General features: G+C 29.8%; 20 protein-coding genes and 1 riboswitch. Of the genes, 19 read left to right on the forward strand and 1 reads right to left on the reverse strand.

Annotation, left to right across the window (positions count from 1 at the left end):
• From Q3287_RS15565 to saoL, 11 genes are all read left to right on the forward strand, one after another.
• Positions 1 to 124, forward strand: a 124-nt coding sequence (locus Q3287_RS15565) for a zinc ribbon domain-containing protein (RefSeq protein WP_407964392.1), incomplete at its 5' end; no start/stop codon positions are given.
• Between the two features lie 136 nt (positions 125 to 260).
• Positions 261 to 1,073, forward strand: coding sequence for a carboxylating nicotinate-nucleotide diphosphorylase (nadC, locus tag Q3287_RS15570; protein ID WP_074178553.1), 813 nt, complete (start codon positions 261 to 263; stop codon positions 1,071 to 1,073).
• A 263-nt stretch (positions 1,074 to 1,336) separates the two neighbouring features.
• On the forward strand, positions 1,337 to 1,669 hold the full coding sequence (gene saoD / locus Q3287_RS15575; protein WP_054270968.1) for a DsrE-related protein SaoD: 333 nt from the start codon (positions 1,337 to 1,339) through the stop codon (positions 1,667 to 1,669).
• An 88-nt stretch (positions 1,670 to 1,757) separates the two neighbouring features.
• Positions 1,758 to 2,015, forward strand: coding sequence for a thioredoxin-like (seleno)protein SaoT (gene saoT, locus Q3287_RS15580; protein WP_243192668.1), 258 nt, complete (start codon positions 1,758 to 1,760; stop codon positions 2,013 to 2,015).
• Positions 2,016 to 2,040: 25 nt separating this feature from the next.
• A complete protein-coding gene (saoE, locus tag Q3287_RS15585; protein WP_407964380.1) occupies positions 2,041 to 3,126 on the forward strand; it encodes an efflux transporter SaoE in 1,086 nt (361 codons plus the stop codon).
• On the forward strand, positions 3,119 to 3,577 hold the full coding sequence (gene saoC, locus Q3287_RS15590; protein ID WP_407964381.1) for a Cys-Cys-COOH (seleno)protein SaoC: 459 nt from the start codon (positions 3,119 to 3,121) through the stop codon (positions 3,575 to 3,577). Before saoE ends, saoC begins: the two co-directional genes overlap by 8 nt.
• A 34-nt stretch (positions 3,578 to 3,611) precedes the next feature.
• A complete protein-coding gene (gene saoX / locus Q3287_RS15595) occupies positions 3,612 to 4,703 on the forward strand; it encodes an ABC transporter substrate-binding subunit SaoX (protein ID WP_054277130.1) in 1,092 nt (363 codons plus the stop codon).
• A gap of 13 nt (positions 4,704 to 4,716) precedes the next feature.
• On the forward strand, positions 4,717 to 5,505 hold the full coding sequence (gene saoB, locus Q3287_RS15600; protein WP_407964393.1) for an ABC transporter substrate-binding (seleno)protein SaoB: 789 nt from the start codon (positions 4,717 to 4,719) through the stop codon (positions 5,503 to 5,505).
• Positions 5,466 to 6,272: an ABC transporter permease subunit SaoP gene (saoP, locus tag Q3287_RS15605; protein WP_243192666.1), complete on the forward strand. Its 807-nt coding sequence runs from the start codon at positions 5,466 to 5,468 to the stop codon at positions 6,270 to 6,272. Before saoB ends, saoP begins: the two co-directional genes overlap by 40 nt.
• Positions 6,272 to 7,024, forward strand: a complete 753-nt coding sequence (gene saoA / locus Q3287_RS15610) for an ABC transporter ATP-binding protein SaoA (protein ID WP_054270961.1) — start codon at positions 6,272 to 6,274, stop codon at positions 7,022 to 7,024. Before saoP ends, saoA begins: the two co-directional genes overlap by 1 nt.
• Before the next feature lie 12 nt (positions 7,025 to 7,036).
• Entirely contained in the window at positions 7,037 to 7,678 is a 642-nt protein-coding gene (gene saoL / locus Q3287_RS15615; RefSeq protein ID WP_243192665.1) for a MerB-like organometallic lyase SaoL, read from the forward strand.
• 135 nt (positions 7,679 to 7,813) lie between these two features.
• Here the strand turns inward: saoL and yidA are convergent, their stop codons facing one another.
• Positions 7,814 to 8,635, reverse strand: coding sequence for a sugar-phosphatase (gene yidA, locus Q3287_RS15620; RefSeq protein WP_054270958.1), 822 nt, complete (start codon positions 8,633 to 8,635; stop codon positions 7,814 to 7,816).
• Between the two features lie 512 nt (positions 8,636 to 9,147).
• Between yidA and Q3287_RS15625 the strand changes: the two genes are divergently transcribed.
• The 8 genes from Q3287_RS15625 (at position 9,148) to grdC (ending at position 18,456) form a co-directional block, all read left to right on the forward strand.
• Complete coding sequence (locus tag Q3287_RS15625) at positions 9,148 to 10,842, forward strand: M3 family oligoendopeptidase (RefSeq protein ID WP_054277123.1); 1,695 nt, start codon at positions 9,148 to 9,150, stop codon at positions 10,840 to 10,842.
• Positions 10,843 to 11,172: 330 nt separating this feature from the next.
• Positions 11,173 to 11,283, forward strand: a riboswitch (glycine riboswitch).
• A gap of 103 nt (positions 11,284 to 11,386) precedes the next feature.
• A complete protein-coding gene (locus Q3287_RS15630; RefSeq protein WP_054270956.1) occupies positions 11,387 to 11,758 on the forward strand; it encodes a GrdX family protein in 372 nt (123 codons plus the stop codon).
• A gap of 95 nt (positions 11,759 to 11,853) precedes the next feature.
• Complete coding sequence (trxB, locus tag Q3287_RS15635; RefSeq protein ID WP_021385149.1) at positions 11,854 to 12,801, forward strand: thioredoxin-disulfide reductase; 948 nt, start codon at positions 11,854 to 11,856, stop codon at positions 12,799 to 12,801.
• Positions 12,802 to 12,869: 68 nt separating this feature from the next.
• Positions 12,870 to 13,187, forward strand: coding sequence for a thioredoxin TrxA (gene trxA / locus Q3287_RS15640; protein ID WP_021385220.1), 318 nt, complete (start codon positions 12,870 to 12,872; stop codon positions 13,185 to 13,187).
• Between the two features lie 268 nt (positions 13,188 to 13,455).
• Positions 13,456 to 14,742: a glycine/sarcosine/betaine reductase component B subunit gene (locus Q3287_RS15645; protein WP_054270955.1), complete on the forward strand. Its 1,287-nt coding sequence runs from the start codon at positions 13,456 to 13,458 to the stop codon at positions 14,740 to 14,742.
• Between the two features lie 112 nt (positions 14,743 to 14,854).
• Positions 14,855 to 15,328, forward strand: a complete 474-nt coding sequence (gene grdA / locus Q3287_RS15650; protein ID WP_079739759.1) for a glycine/sarcosine/betaine reductase complex selenoprotein A — start codon at positions 14,855 to 14,857, stop codon at positions 15,326 to 15,328.
• Positions 15,329 to 15,359: 31 nt separating this feature from the next.
• Entirely contained in the window at positions 15,360 to 16,670 is a 1,311-nt protein-coding gene (gene grdB, locus Q3287_RS15655) for a glycine reductase complex selenoprotein B (RefSeq protein WP_407964382.1), read from the forward strand.
• A gap of 253 nt (positions 16,671 to 16,923) precedes the next feature.
• Entirely contained in the window at positions 16,924 to 18,456 is a 1,533-nt protein-coding gene (grdC, locus tag Q3287_RS15660) for a glycine/sarcosine/betaine reductase complex component C subunit beta (protein WP_054277120.1), read from the forward strand.
• Positions 18,457 to 18,461: the final 5 nt, after the last annotated feature.

The following is an 18,461-nucleotide window of genomic DNA, read 5'->3' on the forward strand; positions in this document are numbered from 1 at the left end:
TGAGGAAGTTAAGAATTTAAATATAAGAGAATGGATTTGTCCTTGTTGTAATGTAACTCACGATAGAGACACAAATGCGAGTATAAATATACTAAAAGAAGGACTAAGACTAATAACAGTTTAAAATAAATAACTTATGTAAGAACCGTAGGAACTACGGGGATAGCCTGTGGAGAATTGGTAAGACATATTTTAGTATGCAAAATTCTGTGAAACAGGAACCCTGTGACTTTAGTCATGGGAGGTTCAGTATTGATAGAATGATACAGGATGCTTTAATAGAAGATGTTCCAAGTGAAGATATAACAACTAATTCTATTGTGGATGAAAATTCTAAGTCTACTGTAGATTTAATTTGTAAGCAAGATGGTATAATAGCTGGATTAGGTGTATTTAAGAGGGTTTTTGAGATACTTGGAAATGTAGATGTAGAGTTATATAAAAATGATGGTGATAAAGTAGAAAATCGTGAAAAGATAGCTGTATTAACTGGGAATACTAGAAATTTACTTGTAGGAGAACGTGTAGCATTAAATTATTTACAAAGAATGAGTGGTATAGCCACTACTACTAGTAAATATGTTGAAAAGCTTGAAGGTACAAATACAAAATTGTTAGATAGTAGAAAAACAATACCTAATCTTAGAATATTAGATAAATATTCTGTAAAAGTAGGTGGAGGATGTAATCATAGATTTAATTTATCTGATGGAATTTTGCTTAAAGACAATCACATTGGAGCCGCTGGTGGTGTCAAAAATGCAGTTGAACTAGCTAGAAAAAACACTTCTTTTGTTAGAAAAATAGAAGTAGAAGTGGAAACATTAGATATGGTAAAAGAAGCTTTAGAAGCAAAAGCAGATATAATAATGTTGGATAATATGAGCTTAGAAATGGCAAAACAAGCTATAGATATTATAAATGGAAGAGCAATTGTAGAATTTTCTGGAAATGTGAATTTAGATACTATAGAATCTATAGGAAAAATTGGAGTGGATGTTGTTTCTGTAGGAGCACTTACACACTCTGTCAAAGCTCTCGATATAAGTATGAAAAATCTGAGAAATATATAAATTTGATATTGATATAAATTTAATTAAGATAGACTCCATAAATTTACATAGTAAATTTATGGAGTCTATCTTTTATTTATTAAAATTAATAAAAATATAGAAAAGTTTAATTAATAATTTAATTTATATAGAAAAATACTATATACACTTTTGATGATATAGTTATTATCTATTTTACAGATAAATACAAAAGAACTTATAATATAATTGTATATGTAAAAATTTGTATAAAATTTAGGAAAGAATTGGATGGAGGAATAAAAATGAAAGTAGCATATATCTTCAATAGTACTAATGTACATAAAATTTTAGACAAAATGATAATACCACAATTAGAACAAGGAACTCATGGAGTAGATGTTCTAGGGATGTTTTTCTTTATGGATAATACATTATTCTTATCTAAAGGGAATCCAATAGGAGAAAAACTAAGTGAATTACATAAAAAAACGGATATGATAATAATGGCTTGTGACCAATGTGCTATAGAGAGAGGGATAGAGAATAACTTGGTTGATGGGGCTACGATTGGATGCTTTCCAAACTTATATGCTTGTTTAGGTAGTGCAGGTATAGATCAAGTCATAACATTATAAAACAGTTTGGTATACAATCCATGGGAAAACTTATTTTCTGTGGATTATTTTAAGTCAAGGATAAATTGTTTGAGTAGGGGATGAACAAATGTCTAAAGTTTTAGTTGAATTTATAAATACTTGACCATCTTGTGATGAGCATGGAGTGTTTATAAAAAAAATGTCAGAAAAGTATACTGATAAATTGGAAGTGAAACTGTATCAGGCAGGTAAAGATTTTTCATATGTAAAAAAATATGGAATTATAACAAAAGGAACTTTAATAATAAATCAGAAAAAAAAATATGACAGATTAAATAAAGATACAATTGAAAAGGCGATAGTAGAAGCTATAAATAATAGTTAAAAGTTTAAAATTAGGAGTATCAAAAATGAATATATTAGAAATTGTTTTAAATGGAATTAAAGAGACTATAGTAGCTTCTATAGTTACATTGAATGGAGCATCAGGATGGCTTATGATAAGTTTTATATTAGCAGGTGTACTTCACAATGTTTTAACTCCAAAAAGGTTTCAAAAACAACTTGGAAATAAGAAATTTTCTTCTTTGATTAAAAGCACTATCTCAGGAATGTTTTTACCAATATGTAGCTGTGGAGTAATCCCACTTGGTATAAGTATGTATTATTCCGGAGCATACCTAGGACCAGTGCTTGCTTTTATGACATCAACTCCAATAATAAATCCAATAGCTGTAGTTCTTTGTCTAGGTCTTTTGGGGCCTAAAGTTACAATTATTTATCTAATAGCTGGTTTTTTAGTGCCATTTTTAGTAGGATTTTTAGGAAATTGTTTTGGAAAAGAAGAATTATCTTTGCATAATGATTCAGATGAAGATGTAATAGAATTAGAAGAAGAAAAGAGAAGTTTTATAGAAAATCTGATTGATGGTCTTAAATGGTCTTTTGGAGAGTTAGCTCTTACTATTAGTAAATATGTAGTAATGGGAATGCTTTTTGCAGGTTTTATAACAACAATTTTTCCAAATAGCATAATTCAAAAATATCTAGGTAATCCAGGATTGATATCTCTTGGAAGTATAGCAATACTTGCATGTGTCATGTATGTTTGTGCAGTAGGACATATTCCATTTATAGCTGCCCTTGTTGCAAGTGGAGCTTCTCCTGGGATAGCGATAACGTTTTTAATAGCTGGAGCAGCTACAAACTTACCAGAACTTATAAGTATGTTTAAACTTATTGGGAAAAGAACTGTTATTATATATTCAGTAACTTTGACACTATCCTCAATAATAATTGGATACATAACAAATTTACTTTTAGTAAATGACAATTCAGTAAATTTAGATACAACAAATTCTTCAATACAGTTGGCAAATAAACTAATGTTAAATATACCAGATAGTTTTGAATATGTGTGTACGATTTTAATTATTTTATTTGCATTTAAATCAATAATACCAAAAATGAAAGAGGTCATAGGAAATCATGCTTAAAAAGATAGTTATAATATCCTGTATAGTAGTAGCATTAATAGTTTTATCAAAGATAGTGGATGATAACCTTGAAGAAGATGCCTCTATTCCAAATGTGAATAAAGAAACATTGGAATATTTTAGAAAAAATCATAAAGAAAATATAATAACTTGTGCTGAAGAAGATTTAAATAATGATGGGAAAAAAGATTTAGTAGTTATATATAAAAAAGGTAGTAATTCAAATGAAATGGTAGTGGTAGTTTCTGACAAAAACAGTCATTATATAACAAAACCAATACCAGCACCTATAGAGAATCAAACTATAAATTTTAAAAATATTGATGATGAACCACCAATAGAAGTAATTGTATCAGGTTCTAAGAATGGTAATGTAGGGTATGCAATTTATAGGGTAGAAGGCAACAAGTTTGTTGATTTATTTGGAGAAGATATGGACAAATGTTGCTAAAAATAAAAATAATACACAAAGGTGGGAAATTTAGATGAGAGTATCTAAGAAGATTCAAGCATTAATCTTAGTTAGTGTAATGGGGGCATCTATACTAACAGGCTGTAGTAGTAAACCAAAAGAGAAAGAAGAAGCAAAAGCTGGGAAGGATGATTATACAATAACAGTAGGGTATTATAACTGTGACCATATGACTGCTGGACCAGTAGCAGAAGCAGCTGGAATATATAAAGATTTAGGTCTTAATGTAAAAACTGTTGGAAATGGTAAAGTTCCTGAAGCTATGGCAGCAGGGAAAATGGATGCCGGTTATATAGGAACAAAAGGTCTTGTGGGGGCTATACCTAAAGGTTCACCAATAACAATAGCAGCTAATAATCATACTGGTGGTTCTGAATATTTAATAGTTTCAAAAGATATAAAAGAACCTAAAGATTTACTAGGTAAAAAAATTGCAACAGATATGAGTGATTTCTTATGGACAAGTGATTATGGACCAGAAACAGGTCTACCAACTGACCCATCAAAATATGAAATTGTAAATATGGATTCAGATAAAGATAAATACTTAGCTCTTAAGACTGGAAAAATACAAGCATTTACATCTTGTGACCCTTGGGGTTCTGTAGCTGAAAATGATGGTGCAGGAAAAATAATAGCATCTACTCAATATAAAGAAAAAGCTAATGGTAAAGAATATAACTGTTGTTCATTCTCATTAAACAAAAACTTTATAAAAGAACATCCAGATTTAGCAAAAAAATTGGTTCTAGCCCATACAAAAGCAATAGAATACATATATACAAATCCAGCTGAAGCTGCTAAGATATTTGCAAAATATTATAATGTAGAAGAAGAAGTTGCACTTAGAACTATTTATAAAAAGACAGTTGGAGAAGGTAGAACACTTACTTGGAAAGTTACAGGAGAAGAATATAAAAACAATTTACAAATGTATAAAGATTTAAAAGCACTAGATGATATACCTAAATATGAAGATACAATTGATACAAGTTTATTGGATTCTTGTGGAGCAGATGATTTTGATAAATTTATAAAAGAAAAAGTTAATCCAGAGTTTCCTGAAGGTATGAGTTATGAAGATTGGAAAGCAAAGGTATTATAAATAAATGGAGAATATAAAAAATATAATAATACTTTTTATTATTGTTTTGGGAAGTATATTTATAATATTTTTTAATTTTGAAGATAAAGAAGAAATAGAAGGAAAACTAAGAATAGGGGTATCCGATGATACCTCTGGTTTTGTAATAAATTATATGGTAAATAGAGACTACTTTGAAAATATAAAAGTAAGTGATGTAATGGATACTTTTACAATTAATGATTGCTGAGCAAGTACAATGCAATGGGCTCTGAGTTCAGAGGAAATAGATATAGCAATTATATGTAAAGATGCCGCAAAACAGTATGTAAATGTAACTAGTGGATTTGAAATTGTTGGCACAGTAGTTCAAAATTCAGATGTATTCTTATTAAGTAATAGCAATCCTAAAAAAATTGGAATCATTCAAAACAGAAATTATCAGTCAAAATTAGTGAAGAAATATTATGAAAATGTAGAAATATCTCCTTTATTAGGGACTGCATTAGCATATGGATTAGAAAGCAATCTAGTAGATGGTGTTGTAATAGACTGTATAAAATCAATCGGATTAGAAGGCACAAGAAAATCTACAACTGAATTGGGAGATTATGATACTTATGTTTTAGTTGTAAGCAAAAAATTTAAAAAAAGTAAAACATATAGTGATTTTATAAAACTTTACAATAAAAGTGTTGATGCTTTAAATAATGAATCTACATTTAAGAATACACTGAAAGAGTACAAGAATATAAGAAATATAGATATGGAGGAAATAAGAAATTGGAAATTAAAGTTTCTAAAGATAAAAGAGATAGATTAACTAAGAAAAAATCTGATAGTAGTATGGATATTCTATACAAGATAATACTCTTAGTCATTATATTTTCAGTTTGGCATTTTGCGGCAAAAGATATAGGAAGCTCTTTATTACTTCCAATGCCAGTAGATGTAATAAAAGGTTTCTTTTATTGTGTAACAGATGTAGAGACAGTTACTAATCTTTTTATAACATTACAGAGAGTACTCAAAGGGTTTATGTATGCGCTATTATTTGGGCTTCCAATAGGGTTTATCATGGGATTTTCTAAAACTTTTGAAAAAGTTTTATCTCCAGTCGTAGATTCTGTAAGACAGGTTCCTATAATGGCATGGGTGCCTCTTACTATAGTATGGTTTGGTATAGGAGATGGTCCAACAATATTTTTAATAGCTTTTTCAGGAGTTTTTCCTATAATCTTAAATACTATTCAAGGTGTAAGAGCAATATCAAAAGATTATTATAATGCAGCTAGAAGTATGGGGGCATCGCCATTTGTAATATTTACAAATGTAATAGTGCCAGCGTCTCTTCCTGATATACTAACTGGTTCAAGAATAGCTATAAGTACAGGATGGATGTCTGTTATATGAGCGGAGTTTATAGCTACGAGTGCCGGTCTCGGTTACTCAATGGTACAAGCTCAAACATTAATGCATACAGATGTATTAATTGGGCTTATGATATTTGCAGCTTTAATAGGATTTATAATAGATAGAGTATTAAAGTTTATAAATAAAATCCTTTGTAGATGGAGGTTTGCAGATTAATGAAGTTAAGTGTAAGAGATATAAATAAAACATTTGTAAATAATAAAGTACATACAAAGGTTTTAGAAGATATAAGTATGGATATAGAAAATGGTCAATTTGTTTGTCTTTTAGGGCCATCAGGGTGTGGAAAAACGACTCTACTTACTATAATAGGTGGATTTCAAAAATCAGAAAGTGGAGATGTTTTTATAAATGATAAAAAAGTTAAAAAACCAGGTATAGATAGAGCTTTCATATTTCAAAATTATGCTTTATTTCCTTGGAAAACTATAAGAGGAAATGTTCTATTTCCTATGAAACAACAGAAAATACCAAAGGAAAAAAGAGAAGAAATGTTAGAAGAACTTTTAGTTATGTCAGATTTAAAAGGGAAAGAAAAATTGTTTCCTCATCAATTATCTGGAGGGATGAAACAAAGGGTTGCTATGATAAGAGCCTTAGCATGCAATCCAGAAGTATTATTAATGGATGAACCATTGGGAGCAGTTGACTTTCAAATGAGACAAAACTTACAAGAAGAGCTAGAAAGAATATGGACAAAAAAGAAAATAACTGCATTAATGGTAACTCATGATGTTGACGAAGCTGTATATATGAGTGATAGAGTTATTGTAATGTCAAGAGATAAAGGAAGAGTTATTGACGATATAAACATAGATATTCCAAGACCTAGAGTTAGAGGAAGTAAAAAATATGAAGAATATAAGAATAGATTAACTGATACTTTATCGAAGTGTTATGAAGTTTAAAGAGGAGTAGATATGAGTCAAATAGAAAAATACAATAGTTTGGATAACGTACAACAAAAAATAAGACTATCTATTATGGATGTAATAATAGATAAAGGTTCTAGTGTTACACTTCAGGAAGTGATTGAATATATAAGTAAAAATTTGAAGTTAGAAAAGGAATATATAGAAAATACATTACAATATTTTATTGATAAAAATATAATGGTTGTTGATGAAGATAGTATAAATTTTATATATCCTGTATCAGCATTACCAACTAATCATAAAGTAACTTTGAGCGATGGGCGAAGTTTTAGTGCAATGTGTGCTATAGATGCTATAGGAACTTCTTGCACATTTAATCAAGATGTAAGAATAAATTCTATGTGTAGTGTTACAGGGAAAGAAATAGAAATCTTTATAAAAAACGAAAAAATTGAATACGTCAATAACCCACATTTAAGAGTGCTTCATATAAATCTTGATAAATATTCAAACTGGGCAGCAAGTTGCTGAAATATAATGAATTTCTTCTGGACGAAGAATGATTTTGATGCTTGGATAAAAGAATCTGGTTTATCAGATGACGATGATGTATATTGTTTAGATATTAATGAAGCAATAGTAGAATCATATAAAATATTTAAATTGAAACAAAAAGTATTATTCTAGATATACATATATGAAAAACTAAAACAACCTTTAGCTAAAAATATTAGATAATATTTAATCTATATACTTTTATTATCAAGTATATAGATTAAATAGAATTTAAAGCTAAAGATGTATTTTTAGTTTTTTATATGTTTAAATAGCTCTATTAAGTATATATTTATTTATAACCTTTGCAACTCCATTTTCGTTATTGGTATCTGTAACATAATCAGCAATTTCTTTTATACTATCACGTGCATTTCCCATAGCTACACCAAGACCTGCATACTTTATCATATGTTGGTCATTTTCTTCATCACCAACAGCAATAGCTTCTTCTATAGGAATATCTAAATTAGTACACAATGTCTTAAGTGCAGTTCCTTTATTAGTAGTTTTACCTAAAAACTCTAGATAAAAAGGAGCAGACCTTACTATAGTATATTTATTGAATAAATTTTTAGGTAGCTGTTGTATAATTTCTTCTAATCTTTCTGGTTCATCAACTATCATAATTTTACAGATTTTAATAGATTCATCAATTTTATCTTTTTGTATATATTTAACATCTATATCATTTAATTTAGCTTCATGAAGAGTATACTTACCAGGAATTTCGTTTGGTGTAATTAAATTGGTCATTGTATTTATGTGTATTTTGGTATTATATTTTTTACAAACGTTATTATATATAAAATCAAAGTCATCTAAAGTCATTTCCACATCATGTATAATTTCTTCACTCTTGACTTCTTGAATAACGGCTCCATTAAAACATATAACATAATCACCTTCATCTGTTAAGTTTAATTGATTTAGAAGTGCTTTTACACCAGGAAGAGGTCTGCCTGTTGTTATAACAACTTTGGCACCAGCCTTTTTTGCTTCTTGAATAGAATCAAAGACCTCAGGAGTAATCCTTTTTTGTGTGTTTAATATTGTTCCATCAATATCTAATGCGATTAATTTGTACATATCAACCTCCAGTAAATTATATACTCAATTTTCCTGTGAAAACGTTGACACAACTAGTGTTGAACAAAATTTCAGTGGAAAATATGATTAGTTTTGTATACTATTATACCAAGAGATAAGCAATTTAGAAAGTTTAATAATATTAATTTTTTGATAAAAATATTATCTATATAATATGTATATTTAAAAATTAGATTTTTAATTGTTTTGTAAGTATCAATTATAAAAATGATATCGTTTGCATTGTTATGTAAATAGAAGTATTTGTTATAAAAGCTACGGTTTTTATATAAATGTTTTTCTAATAATATACATGGTAGTTGATTTTATATCACAAAATATTGTAATTATATCAATCATATGTTATTATTCAACATGATTACAATGTAAAGAATATTTAATATATATAATAATTTATAAATTAGACTTAGGCAGTATATAAAACTATGTATATCGAAGATATAAAAGTATGATATAAAGATATAAAATAAAGTTGCAAAGGAGCGTTTTAAATGAAGTTTTCACAATTTAAGTATGAAAGGCCCAATTATGATAGTATAAAAAAAGAATTTTTGGAGTGTGTAGAAGATATAAAAAAATCCTGTACCTATGAAGAACAACAAGAAAATATACATAAGATTAATTTATTGAGAAATAAAATAGAAACGTTGTCAAATATAGCATCAATAAGATACAGTATAGATACACTTAATAAATTCTATCAAGAGGAAAAAAATTACTGGGATGAATATTTGCCTTTGTATGAAGAGTTAAATTCTTATTTTTATGATGTTGTAATAAATTCAAAGTTTAAATGTGATTTAATAAAAAAATTTGGAAAACAATTTTTCACAATAATAGACTATTCTCTGAAAAGTTTTTCTAAAGATATAATAAGTGAATTGCAAGAAGAAAATAAATTGTGTTCAGAGTATACTAAACTTTTAGCATCAGCACAAATAATGTTCGATGGAGAAGAAAGAAATTTATCTAGTATGGGAAAGTTTATGTACTCTAATTGTAGGAAGACAAGAGAATTGGCCAACAAAGCATATTATAATTTTTTTGAAGAAAACGAATCAAAATTTGATGACATATTTGATAAATTAGTTAAACTTAGAGATAAGATATCTAAAAAATTAGGCTTTGAAGATTTTGTAGAGCTTGGATATATCAGAATGATGAGAAGTGACTATAGAGAAGATATGGTAGAAAATATTAGAAAGCAAGTATTAAAATATGTTGTTCCAATGGCCAATGAGCTTTATAAAAAACAAGCTAAAAGACTTGGTCTAGAAAACTTAAGTTACATAGATGAAGACGTGGAATTTTTAACAGGAAATGCAAGATTAAAAGGTGATTCAAAGTACATAATTCAGAATGGGCAAAGGATGTATAGTGAACTTTCAAAAGAAACAGAGGAATTTTTTAATTTTATGCTAGAAAATGAACTTATGGATTTAGAAACAAAGAAAGGAAAAGGAGCAGGAGGTTATTGTACCTACATACCAGACTACAAGTCACCATTCATTTTTTCTAACTTCAACCAAACTTATGATGACATAGATGTATTAACACATGAAGCAGGACATGCGTTCCAGTTATACATGTCTAGATGGATTGATATGCCAGAGATTAATTTTCCAACACTTGACAGCTGTGAAATTCATTCAATGAGTATGGAATTTATAACATGGCCATGGATGAATCTGTTTTTTAAAGAAGATACAGATAAATATAAATTTACTCACTTGTCAACAGCCGTCAAATTTATACCTTATGGAATAATTGTTGATGAATTTCAGCATTATGTTTATAAAAATCCTAATGAGGATAAAGCAAAAAGAAAAGAAAAATGGAGATATTTAGAGAAAAAATACTTACCTCATAGGAACTATGACAATAATTCTTTTTTAGATAGAGGGTGTTGGTGGTTTAAGCAAGGTCATATATTTAAAAATCCATTTTATTATATAGACTATGTACTAGCTCAACTTTGTGCATTACAATTTTGGAAAAAAATGATTCAAGATAGAGATGCAGGATGGCAAGATTATATAAATATTTGTAGAGTTGGAGGAACAAAATCATTTTTAGATATTGTAAGTGTGGGAAATCTACATTCACCATTTGATAATGACTGTGTTAAGTCTATCATAGGGGAGGTTAAATCTTGGTTTGATGAAGTAAATGATAGCAAATTATAAAAAATTATGAGAATTTTACTATATAAAAAAGAAAAATTAAAGAATATGTAAAAATCAAAGGGATGATACACAAATAGTTATATTTTTAATCAGTTTGAGAAAGTAAACCCAAAAAGGTTTGTACTTAAAAAAAAAAGAAAATACAGGAAATATGCAATATCAACACTTGGAAAAAAAAGTAAAAATGTATACAAAATACATATAAAAAAACTATTGCAAATTTTATAGAATGTTTATATACTTAAGTCAACAGAGATAGAAAAAAGCTATTTATAGAAAATAAAGGATAAATTGCTTAATTTTCAATTTTCTGATAACTTAATAATCCGGATGAAGAGTATGGGAGACTGCTTTATAAAAAGCGACCGAAGGGACAAATTTAATCCTATTTACCCAAAAGATTAGATGAAATTCTCAGGTAAAAATGACTGTACTTGGACGGGGCTCTGAAAATGATTTTAACAGGGAAGACAAATTGGGAGATTTGTTTTTCCTGTTTTTTATTTATCAAGTAATAAATAAAAGATTGAAAGAGAGTAAAAAAATGATAATAATTACAAATAATCCAAAAGTAAGAGAAGAAGTTCAAGAAAGAGAAGTTTTGTTTAAAGACACAACTTATATTGGTATCTTAGAAGCAAGTAGAGATTTGATACATGAAGGATATGAACTTTTATCTCATCCACTCTATGGGAGTGTAAAACCAAATGAAACACCTTATAGAACTATTATACTAAAGAGAGGAAATCGTTTGGATATAAACTCTTTAACCTTAATTGAAGAAGCAATCATCACTGCAAGTAAATTTCAGAATAATAAAAAGACTCCAAAATGGACAGAAAGTGTTCAAGACGACTTTAGAGTAATTGATTATGATATATTTTATAATACAATACAAAGAATGCAGTATGAATAAAAAAAATTGTTAAAAAGTTATTAAAGCAGCCTAAATATTAAATCTAATTTAATATTAAATAAAATGAGAAATCTAATTGGGGAGGATAAGTCAAAATGGAAAATGTATATGACTTAGTAATAATTGGTTCAGGACCAGCAGGGCTTGCAGCAGGGCTTTATGGGGCAAGAGCAAAGTTGAATACTCTAATCCTAGAAAAAGACAAAACTGGTGGGCAAATTGTAATAACACATGAAATTGCAAATTATCCAGGGTCAGTTCCAAATGCAACAGGACCAAGTTTAATAGCTAGAATGGTTGAACAATGCAAAGAGTTTGGAGCAGAAATTCTAAGAGATAACATTGTGGATACTGAGCTAGATGGAGATATAAAAGTTTTAAAAGGCCAAAAAGCAGAGTATAGAGCTAAAGCAGTAATAATAGGAACAGGAGCAACTCCAAGAAAAATTGGTTGCCCAGGGGAAAAAGAACTTACTGGTAAAGGTGTTTCATATTGTGCAACTTGCGATGCAGATTTCTTTGAAGACTTTGAAGTGTTTGTTGTAGGTGGAGGAGATAGTGCATTAGAAGAAGCAATGTATTTAACTAAATTTGCTAGAAAAGTAACAATTGTACATAGAAGACAAGGATTTAGATGTGCTAAGAGTGTTGAAGAAAAAGCAAAAGCTAATCCAAAGATAGAATTCTTATTAGATACAGTAATAGAAGAAATCAAAGGTGATGGAATATTAGAGTCAGTAGTATTTAAAAACAAGATTACTGGAGAAACTCATGAATATTTTGCAGATGAAGAAGATGGAACAATGGGAGTATTTGTTTTCGTTGGATTAGATGCTCAAACTGATTTATTCAAAGGTAAAGTTGATATGGACGAAAAGGGTTATATAATAACTGATGAAGACATGAAAACTAACATACCAGGTGTATTTGCAGCAGGAGATTGTAGATCTAAAACTCTAAGACAGGTTGTAACTGCAACTAATGATGGAGCAATTGCATCTATAGTAGCTGAGAAATACATTGATGAAAAGTTTGGAAACTAAAAGTATGTAAATTCAATTTAATAAATAATATTTAAAATAAAATAAAAATTTCAAGGGGGAAAAATAAAATGTTAGATTTAGATAAGGCTACATTTGAAGAAGAAGTTTTAAACGCAGAAGGTTTTGTATTTGTTGATTTCTGGAGTGAAGGTTGTGAGCCTTGTAAAGCTTTAATGCCAGATGTTCATAAATTAGCTGAGACTTATGGGGACAAAATAAAATTCTGTAAGATGGATACGACAAAAGCTAGAAGATTAGCTATAAAACAAAAAGTATTAGGTCTTCCAACTATGGCTATATACAAAGATGGGGAAAAAGTAGACGAAGTTACTAAAGATGATGCTACAGTTCCTAATATAGAAGACATGATTAAAAAATATCTTTAAGATATTGGCGAAATATTAACAATAAAGTAAAAATATGTTTTAGTCTGAAGATAATAAGATAAAAGAGGTTTTTATATTCAAGTTTGTTAAAAAAATAATTTTAAATAAAATAATTTTTTTACAGTAAATATTTTTTAATAATATAACAAATATTTAAGACATAAAAATACTATATTATAAAATTATCTTTAATAAAAGTTATAAAATGATATAATTTTGAGAAAAACTCAAATGCATATACACAAATTAAATAACAGGAGGTGCAAGTATGCGTCTTGAATTAGGGAAAATCTTTATAAAAGATATTCAATTTGGTGATGTAACAGAAGTAAAAGATGGAGTATTATTCATCAATAAGCAAGAGATGCTACAAGAGATTGGTGGAGATGAGCATATAAAATCTATAGATATAGAATTAGCTCGTCCAGGTGAAAGCGTAAGAATAACACCTGTAAAAGATGTTATCGAGCCAAGAGTAAAAGTTGAAGGTAATGGGGGAATATTCCCAGGTATAATGTCTAAAGTTGACACTGTAGGAGAAGGAAAAACTCATGCTTTAAAAGGTGTAGCTGTTGTAACTACTGGAAAAATAGTAGGTTTCCAAGAAGGTATAGTAGACATGACTGGAGAAGGAGCTAAATACACTCCATTTTCTAAATTAAATAATGTTGTAGTAATAGCTGAACCTATTGATGGTTTAAAACAATATGCTCATGAAAAAGCTGTTAGAATGATAGGATTTAAAGCAGCAATGTATTTAGGAGAAGCAGCAAGAAATCTTACTCCAGATGAAGTTTCAGTATATGAAACTAAGCCTCTTCTTGAGTCAATAAAAGAATATCCAGAACTTCCAAAAGTAGGATATGTTTACATGCTTCAAACTCAAGGATTATTACATGATACTTATGTATATGGAGTGGATGCAAAACAAATAGTACCAACTTTATTATATCCAACAGAATTAATGGACGGAGCAATTGTAAGTGGTAACTGTGTTTCTGCGTGTGACAAAAACCCAAGTTATGTTCATATAAACAATGGAGTTGTTGAAGACTTATATGCAAGACATGGCAAAGATATAAACTTTGTAGGTGTAATTATAACTAATGAAAATGTTTACCTAGCAGACAAAGAAAGATCTTCAAACTGGACTTCTAAATTATGTAAATACCTAGGATTAGATGCAGTTATAGTTTCACAAGAAGGTTTTGGAAATCCAGATACTGACCTTATAATGAACTGTAAGAAGATAGAAATGCAAGGTGTAAAAACTGTTATAGTTACAGATGAATATGCTGGACGTGATGGAGGTTCTCAATCACTTGCAGATGCAGATGTAAGAGCTGATGCTGTTGTAACAGGTGGAAATGCTAACCAAGTTGTAGTACTTCCTAAATTAGATAAAGTAATTGGTCATTTAGAAGTAGTAGATGTAATAGCTGGTGGTTCTGATGGAAGCTTAAAGGCTGATGGAACTATTGAAGTTGAAATACAAGCTATAACAGGTGCAACTAATGAAACAGGATTTGGTCATTTAACTGCTAAAGGATATTAAGAAGTATTTTATTAAACGATTGAGTAATGTTAATTAAACATATTATAGATAAATTATAATAAATGTTATAGATATAAAAAAATATATTAGAAATATAATAAGGAGGATTATTATGAGTTTACTTAGTAATAAAAAGGTTCTTATAATAGGTGACCGTGATGGTATACCAGGACCTGCGATAGAAGAATGTGTAAAAACAGTAGAAGGAGCAGAGGTTGTTTTCTCATCTACAGAATGCTTTGTCTGAACTGCTGCTGGGGCTATGGACTTAGAAAATCAAAACAGAGTTAAAGAAGCTGCTGATAAATTCGGAGCTGAAAATGTTGTGATTTTACTAGGTGCTGCTGAAGCCGAAGCTGCAGGTCTTGCAGCCGAAACAGTAACTGCTGGGGATCCAACTTTCGCTGGACCACTTGCTGGAGTTGCTTTAGGATTAAGTGTTTACCATGTTGTAGAAGAACCAATGAAAGCTTTATTTGATGAAACTGTATATGAAGATCAAATAAGTATGATGGAAATGGTTTTAGAAGTTGAAGAAATAGAAGAAGAAATGTCTGGTATAAGAGAAGAATTTTGTAAATTTTAATGCCTAAAAGCAAAAGGGGTGAAACTAAGAGATGGGAAAACTAAAAGCGGTACATTATATTAATCAGTTCTTTGCTGGTATAGGTGGAGAAGAAAAAGCTGATACTAAGCCACATGTGGCAGAAACTTTACCTCCAATAAGTTTACAACTTGATAAATTATTAGGTGAAGATATTGAAATAGTTGGAACAGTAGTATGTGGAGATAGCTACTTCAATGAAAATATAGACAGTGCAAGTGAAGAAGTTTTAGGAATGATAAAAGGTTTTGAACCACAACTTTTCATAGCTGGTCCTGCATTTAATGCTGGTAGATATGGAGTTGCTGCTGGAACAATAACTAAAGTTGTAAAAGATGCTTTAAATATACCAGCCCTAACAGGTATGTATATTGAAAATCCAGGTGCAGATATGTTCAAAAAAGAAGTTTATGTAGTAGAAACTTCTGATTCTGCAGCAGGTATGAGAAAAGCACTTCCTAAAATAGCAAAGCTTGCAGTAAAACTTGCTAATGGAGAAGAAATTGGAACTCCTAAAGATGAAGGATACATAGCTAGAGGAATAAGAGTTAATTATTTCCATGAAGACAGAGGTTCTAAGAGAGCTGTTGACATGTTAGTTAAGAAAATAAAAGGTGAACCATTTGAAACTGAATACCCAATGCCAAACTTTGATAGAGTTGACCCAAGTAACGCTGTAAAAGATTTATCAAAATGCAAAATAGCTTTAGTTACTTCAGGTGGTATAGTTCCAAAAGGAAACCCTGATAGAATAGAGTCTTCTTCAGCTTCTAAATATGGAACTTATTCTATAGCAGGAGTTGTGGATTTAACAGAAGAGACTTATGAAACTGCACATGGTGGATATGACCCAGTGTATGCAAATTTAGATGCAGATAGAGTATTACCTGTTGATGTTCTTAGAGATTTAGAAAAAGAAGGTGTGATTGGAAAATTACATGAAACTTTCTACACAACTGTAGGTAATGGTACATCTGTTGCAAACTCTAAAAAATATGCTTCTGAAATTGGGGCAGCATTAGTGGCTGATGGTGTAGATGCAGTAATATTAACTTCTACATGAGGTACTTGTACTCGTTGCGGTGCAACGATGGTAAAAGAAATAGAAAAAACTGGACTTCCAGTAGTTCATATGTGTACAGTAGTACCTATTTCATTAACAGTAGGGGCTAATAGAATAGTTCCAACTATAGCAATACCTCATCCACTTGGAAATCCAGCGCTTGACCCTACAGAAGAAAAAGCCTTAAGAAGAGGCCTTGTAGAAAAAGCATTAAACGCTTTAACTACAGAAGTAGATGGTCAAACAGTATTTGAAAAATAAAAATAACACACACATATATTATATAGATAAAAATATAAACACACACTAAAAATAAAAAATAACTATACACAAAAAAATAATATAGATTTCATGAATGGGTAAATTGGAGTTATTCATTCATGAAATCTTAAAAAATGCCAAAATACATAAACAATAATAGAATCAAATATACAACAAAACAAAAATAACAACAATTAGAGTCTTTAATTAAATTAAAAAATAAGTGTTCATAAAATTTATGGAGGTGCACAAAATGACTTATCCAGTTTTAAAAGGGGCAGGCTATGTACTTATTCATACTCCAGATATGATAGTGCAAAATGGAAGTACTTGTACAGTTGAAAGAGCAACAAATCCAGATTCAGAATTTTTAAAGGAAGTAAGCAATCATATAAGAAGTTACGAAGATGTAGTTAACTACATGCCAAATCAAGTTTATATAGGAAATAGAAGACCAGAGGAATTAAGAGATTTACCAATGCCATGGTGTGAACAAAAGATTGAGGGAAATAGAAATGGTAAATTTGGAGAAATAATGCCTCAAGATGAGTTCATAGCTTTAATGCAAATAAGTGATGCATTTGATTTAGTAAAATTATCACAAGAATTTATTGATGAAGTAAAACCAAAAATCGAAAACAACTACCCTGAAATTGCTCCATTTGTAGGTAAATTAAAGGGTGATGATATAGAAGAAGGTAAAGAATTAGTAGCAACACACATAGCAGAAGGATTATACCATAATGGAAAATTCATTGGTTATGTAAAAAGAGCACATGATGTAGATGTTAACCTAAATGCTCATACAATGTTTGAAAATTTAGTAGTAAAAGCATCTGGAGTTTTATCTGCTATTCAAATGCTAAGACATAGCAAAATAGACCCTGCTGAAATAGATTATGTTATTGAGTGTTCAGAAGAAGCTTGTGGAGATATAAACCAAAGAGGTGGAGGAAACTTTGCTAAATCAATAGCTGAGATAGCAGGACTTCAAAATGCAACTGGTTCTGACACAAGAGGATTCTGTGCAGCACCAACACATGCATTAATTCAAGCTGCAGCTCTAGTAAAAGCTGGAATACACAAGAATGTAATGGTAGTAGCAGGTGGAGCAAGTGCTAAACTTGGAATGAATGCTAAAGACCATGTTAAAAAAGGACTTCCTGTACTTGAAGATGTTGTTGGAGGATTTGCAGTACTTGTATCTGAAAATGATGGAATAAATCCAGTTATAAGAACTGATTTAACAGGCAAGCATACTGTTGGAACTGGTTCTTCACCTCAAGCAGTTATGACAGCACTTATAACTTCAGGTCTTGATAGAGCTAATTTAAAAATAACAGATGTCGATGTATACTCTGTTGAAATGCAAAACCCAGATATAACTAAGCCAGCAGGAGCAGGAGATGTTCCAGAAGCAAACTATAAAATGATAGGAGCACTTGCTGTTAAGCGTGGAGATTTAGAAAAGAAAGAGTTAAAAGACTTTGTTTCTAATAAAGGATTACCAGGATGGGCACCAACTCAAGGACATATACCATCAGGAGCTCCTTATATAGGATTTTTAATAGATGATTTAACTACAGGCGAGAGAAATAGAGCTATGATAGTTGGAAAAGGTAGTTTATTCTTAGGAAGAATGACTAACTTATTTGATGGAGTATCTTTTATAGCTGAAAGAAATACAGGTATTACTGAAGAGACTTCAGGAATTTCTAAGGATGAAATTAAGAAGATAATAGCTGAATCTATGAAAAAACTAGCACTAGACATGTTAGAAGAATAGGGGTG

The sequence above is a fragment of the Clostridioides sp. GD02404 genome, from assembly GCF_045898275.1.
Taxonomy (GTDB): Bacteria; Bacillota; Clostridia; order Peptostreptococcales; family Peptostreptococcaceae; genus Clostridioides; species Clostridioides difficile_A.

Excerpts from the sequence above, each read along its gene's own strand:
- nadC (WP_074178553.1), top strand. The coding sequence starts at position 261 with ATGATACAGGATGCTTTAATAGAAGATGTTCCAAGTGAAGATATAACA.
- saoD (WP_054270968.1), top strand. The coding sequence starts at position 1,337 with ATGAAAGTAGCATATATCTTCAATAGTACTAATGTACATAAAATTTTA.
- saoE (WP_407964380.1), top strand. The coding sequence starts at position 2,041 with ATGAATATATTAGAAATTGTTTTAAATGGAATTAAAGAGACTATAGTA.
- saoC (WP_407964381.1), top strand. The coding sequence starts at position 3,119 with ATGCTTAAAAAGATAGTTATAATATCCTGTATAGTAGTAGCATTAATA.
- saoX (WP_054277130.1), top strand. The coding sequence starts at position 3,612 with ATGAGAGTATCTAAGAAGATTCAAGCATTAATCTTAGTTAGTGTAATG.
- saoA (WP_054270961.1), top strand. The coding sequence starts at position 6,272 with ATGAAGTTAAGTGTAAGAGATATAAATAAAACATTTGTAAATAATAAA.
- yidA (WP_054270958.1), bottom strand. The coding sequence starts at position 8,635 with ATGTACAAATTAATCGCATTAGATATTGATGGAACAATATTAAACACA.
- Q3287_RS15625 (WP_054277123.1), top strand. The coding sequence starts at position 9,148 with ATGAAGTTTTCACAATTTAAGTATGAAAGGCCCAATTATGATAGTATA.
- Q3287_RS15630 (WP_054270956.1), top strand. The coding sequence starts at position 11,387 with ATGATAATAATTACAAATAATCCAAAAGTAAGAGAAGAAGTTCAAGAA.
- trxB (WP_021385149.1), top strand. The coding sequence starts at position 11,854 with ATGGAAAATGTATATGACTTAGTAATAATTGGTTCAGGACCAGCAGGG.
- trxA (WP_021385220.1), top strand. The coding sequence starts at position 12,870 with ATGTTAGATTTAGATAAGGCTACATTTGAAGAAGAAGTTTTAAACGCA.
- Q3287_RS15645 (WP_054270955.1), top strand. The coding sequence starts at position 13,456 with ATGCGTCTTGAATTAGGGAAAATCTTTATAAAAGATATTCAATTTGGT.
- grdC (WP_054277120.1), top strand. The coding sequence starts at position 16,924 with ATGACTTATCCAGTTTTAAAAGGGGCAGGCTATGTACTTATTCATACT.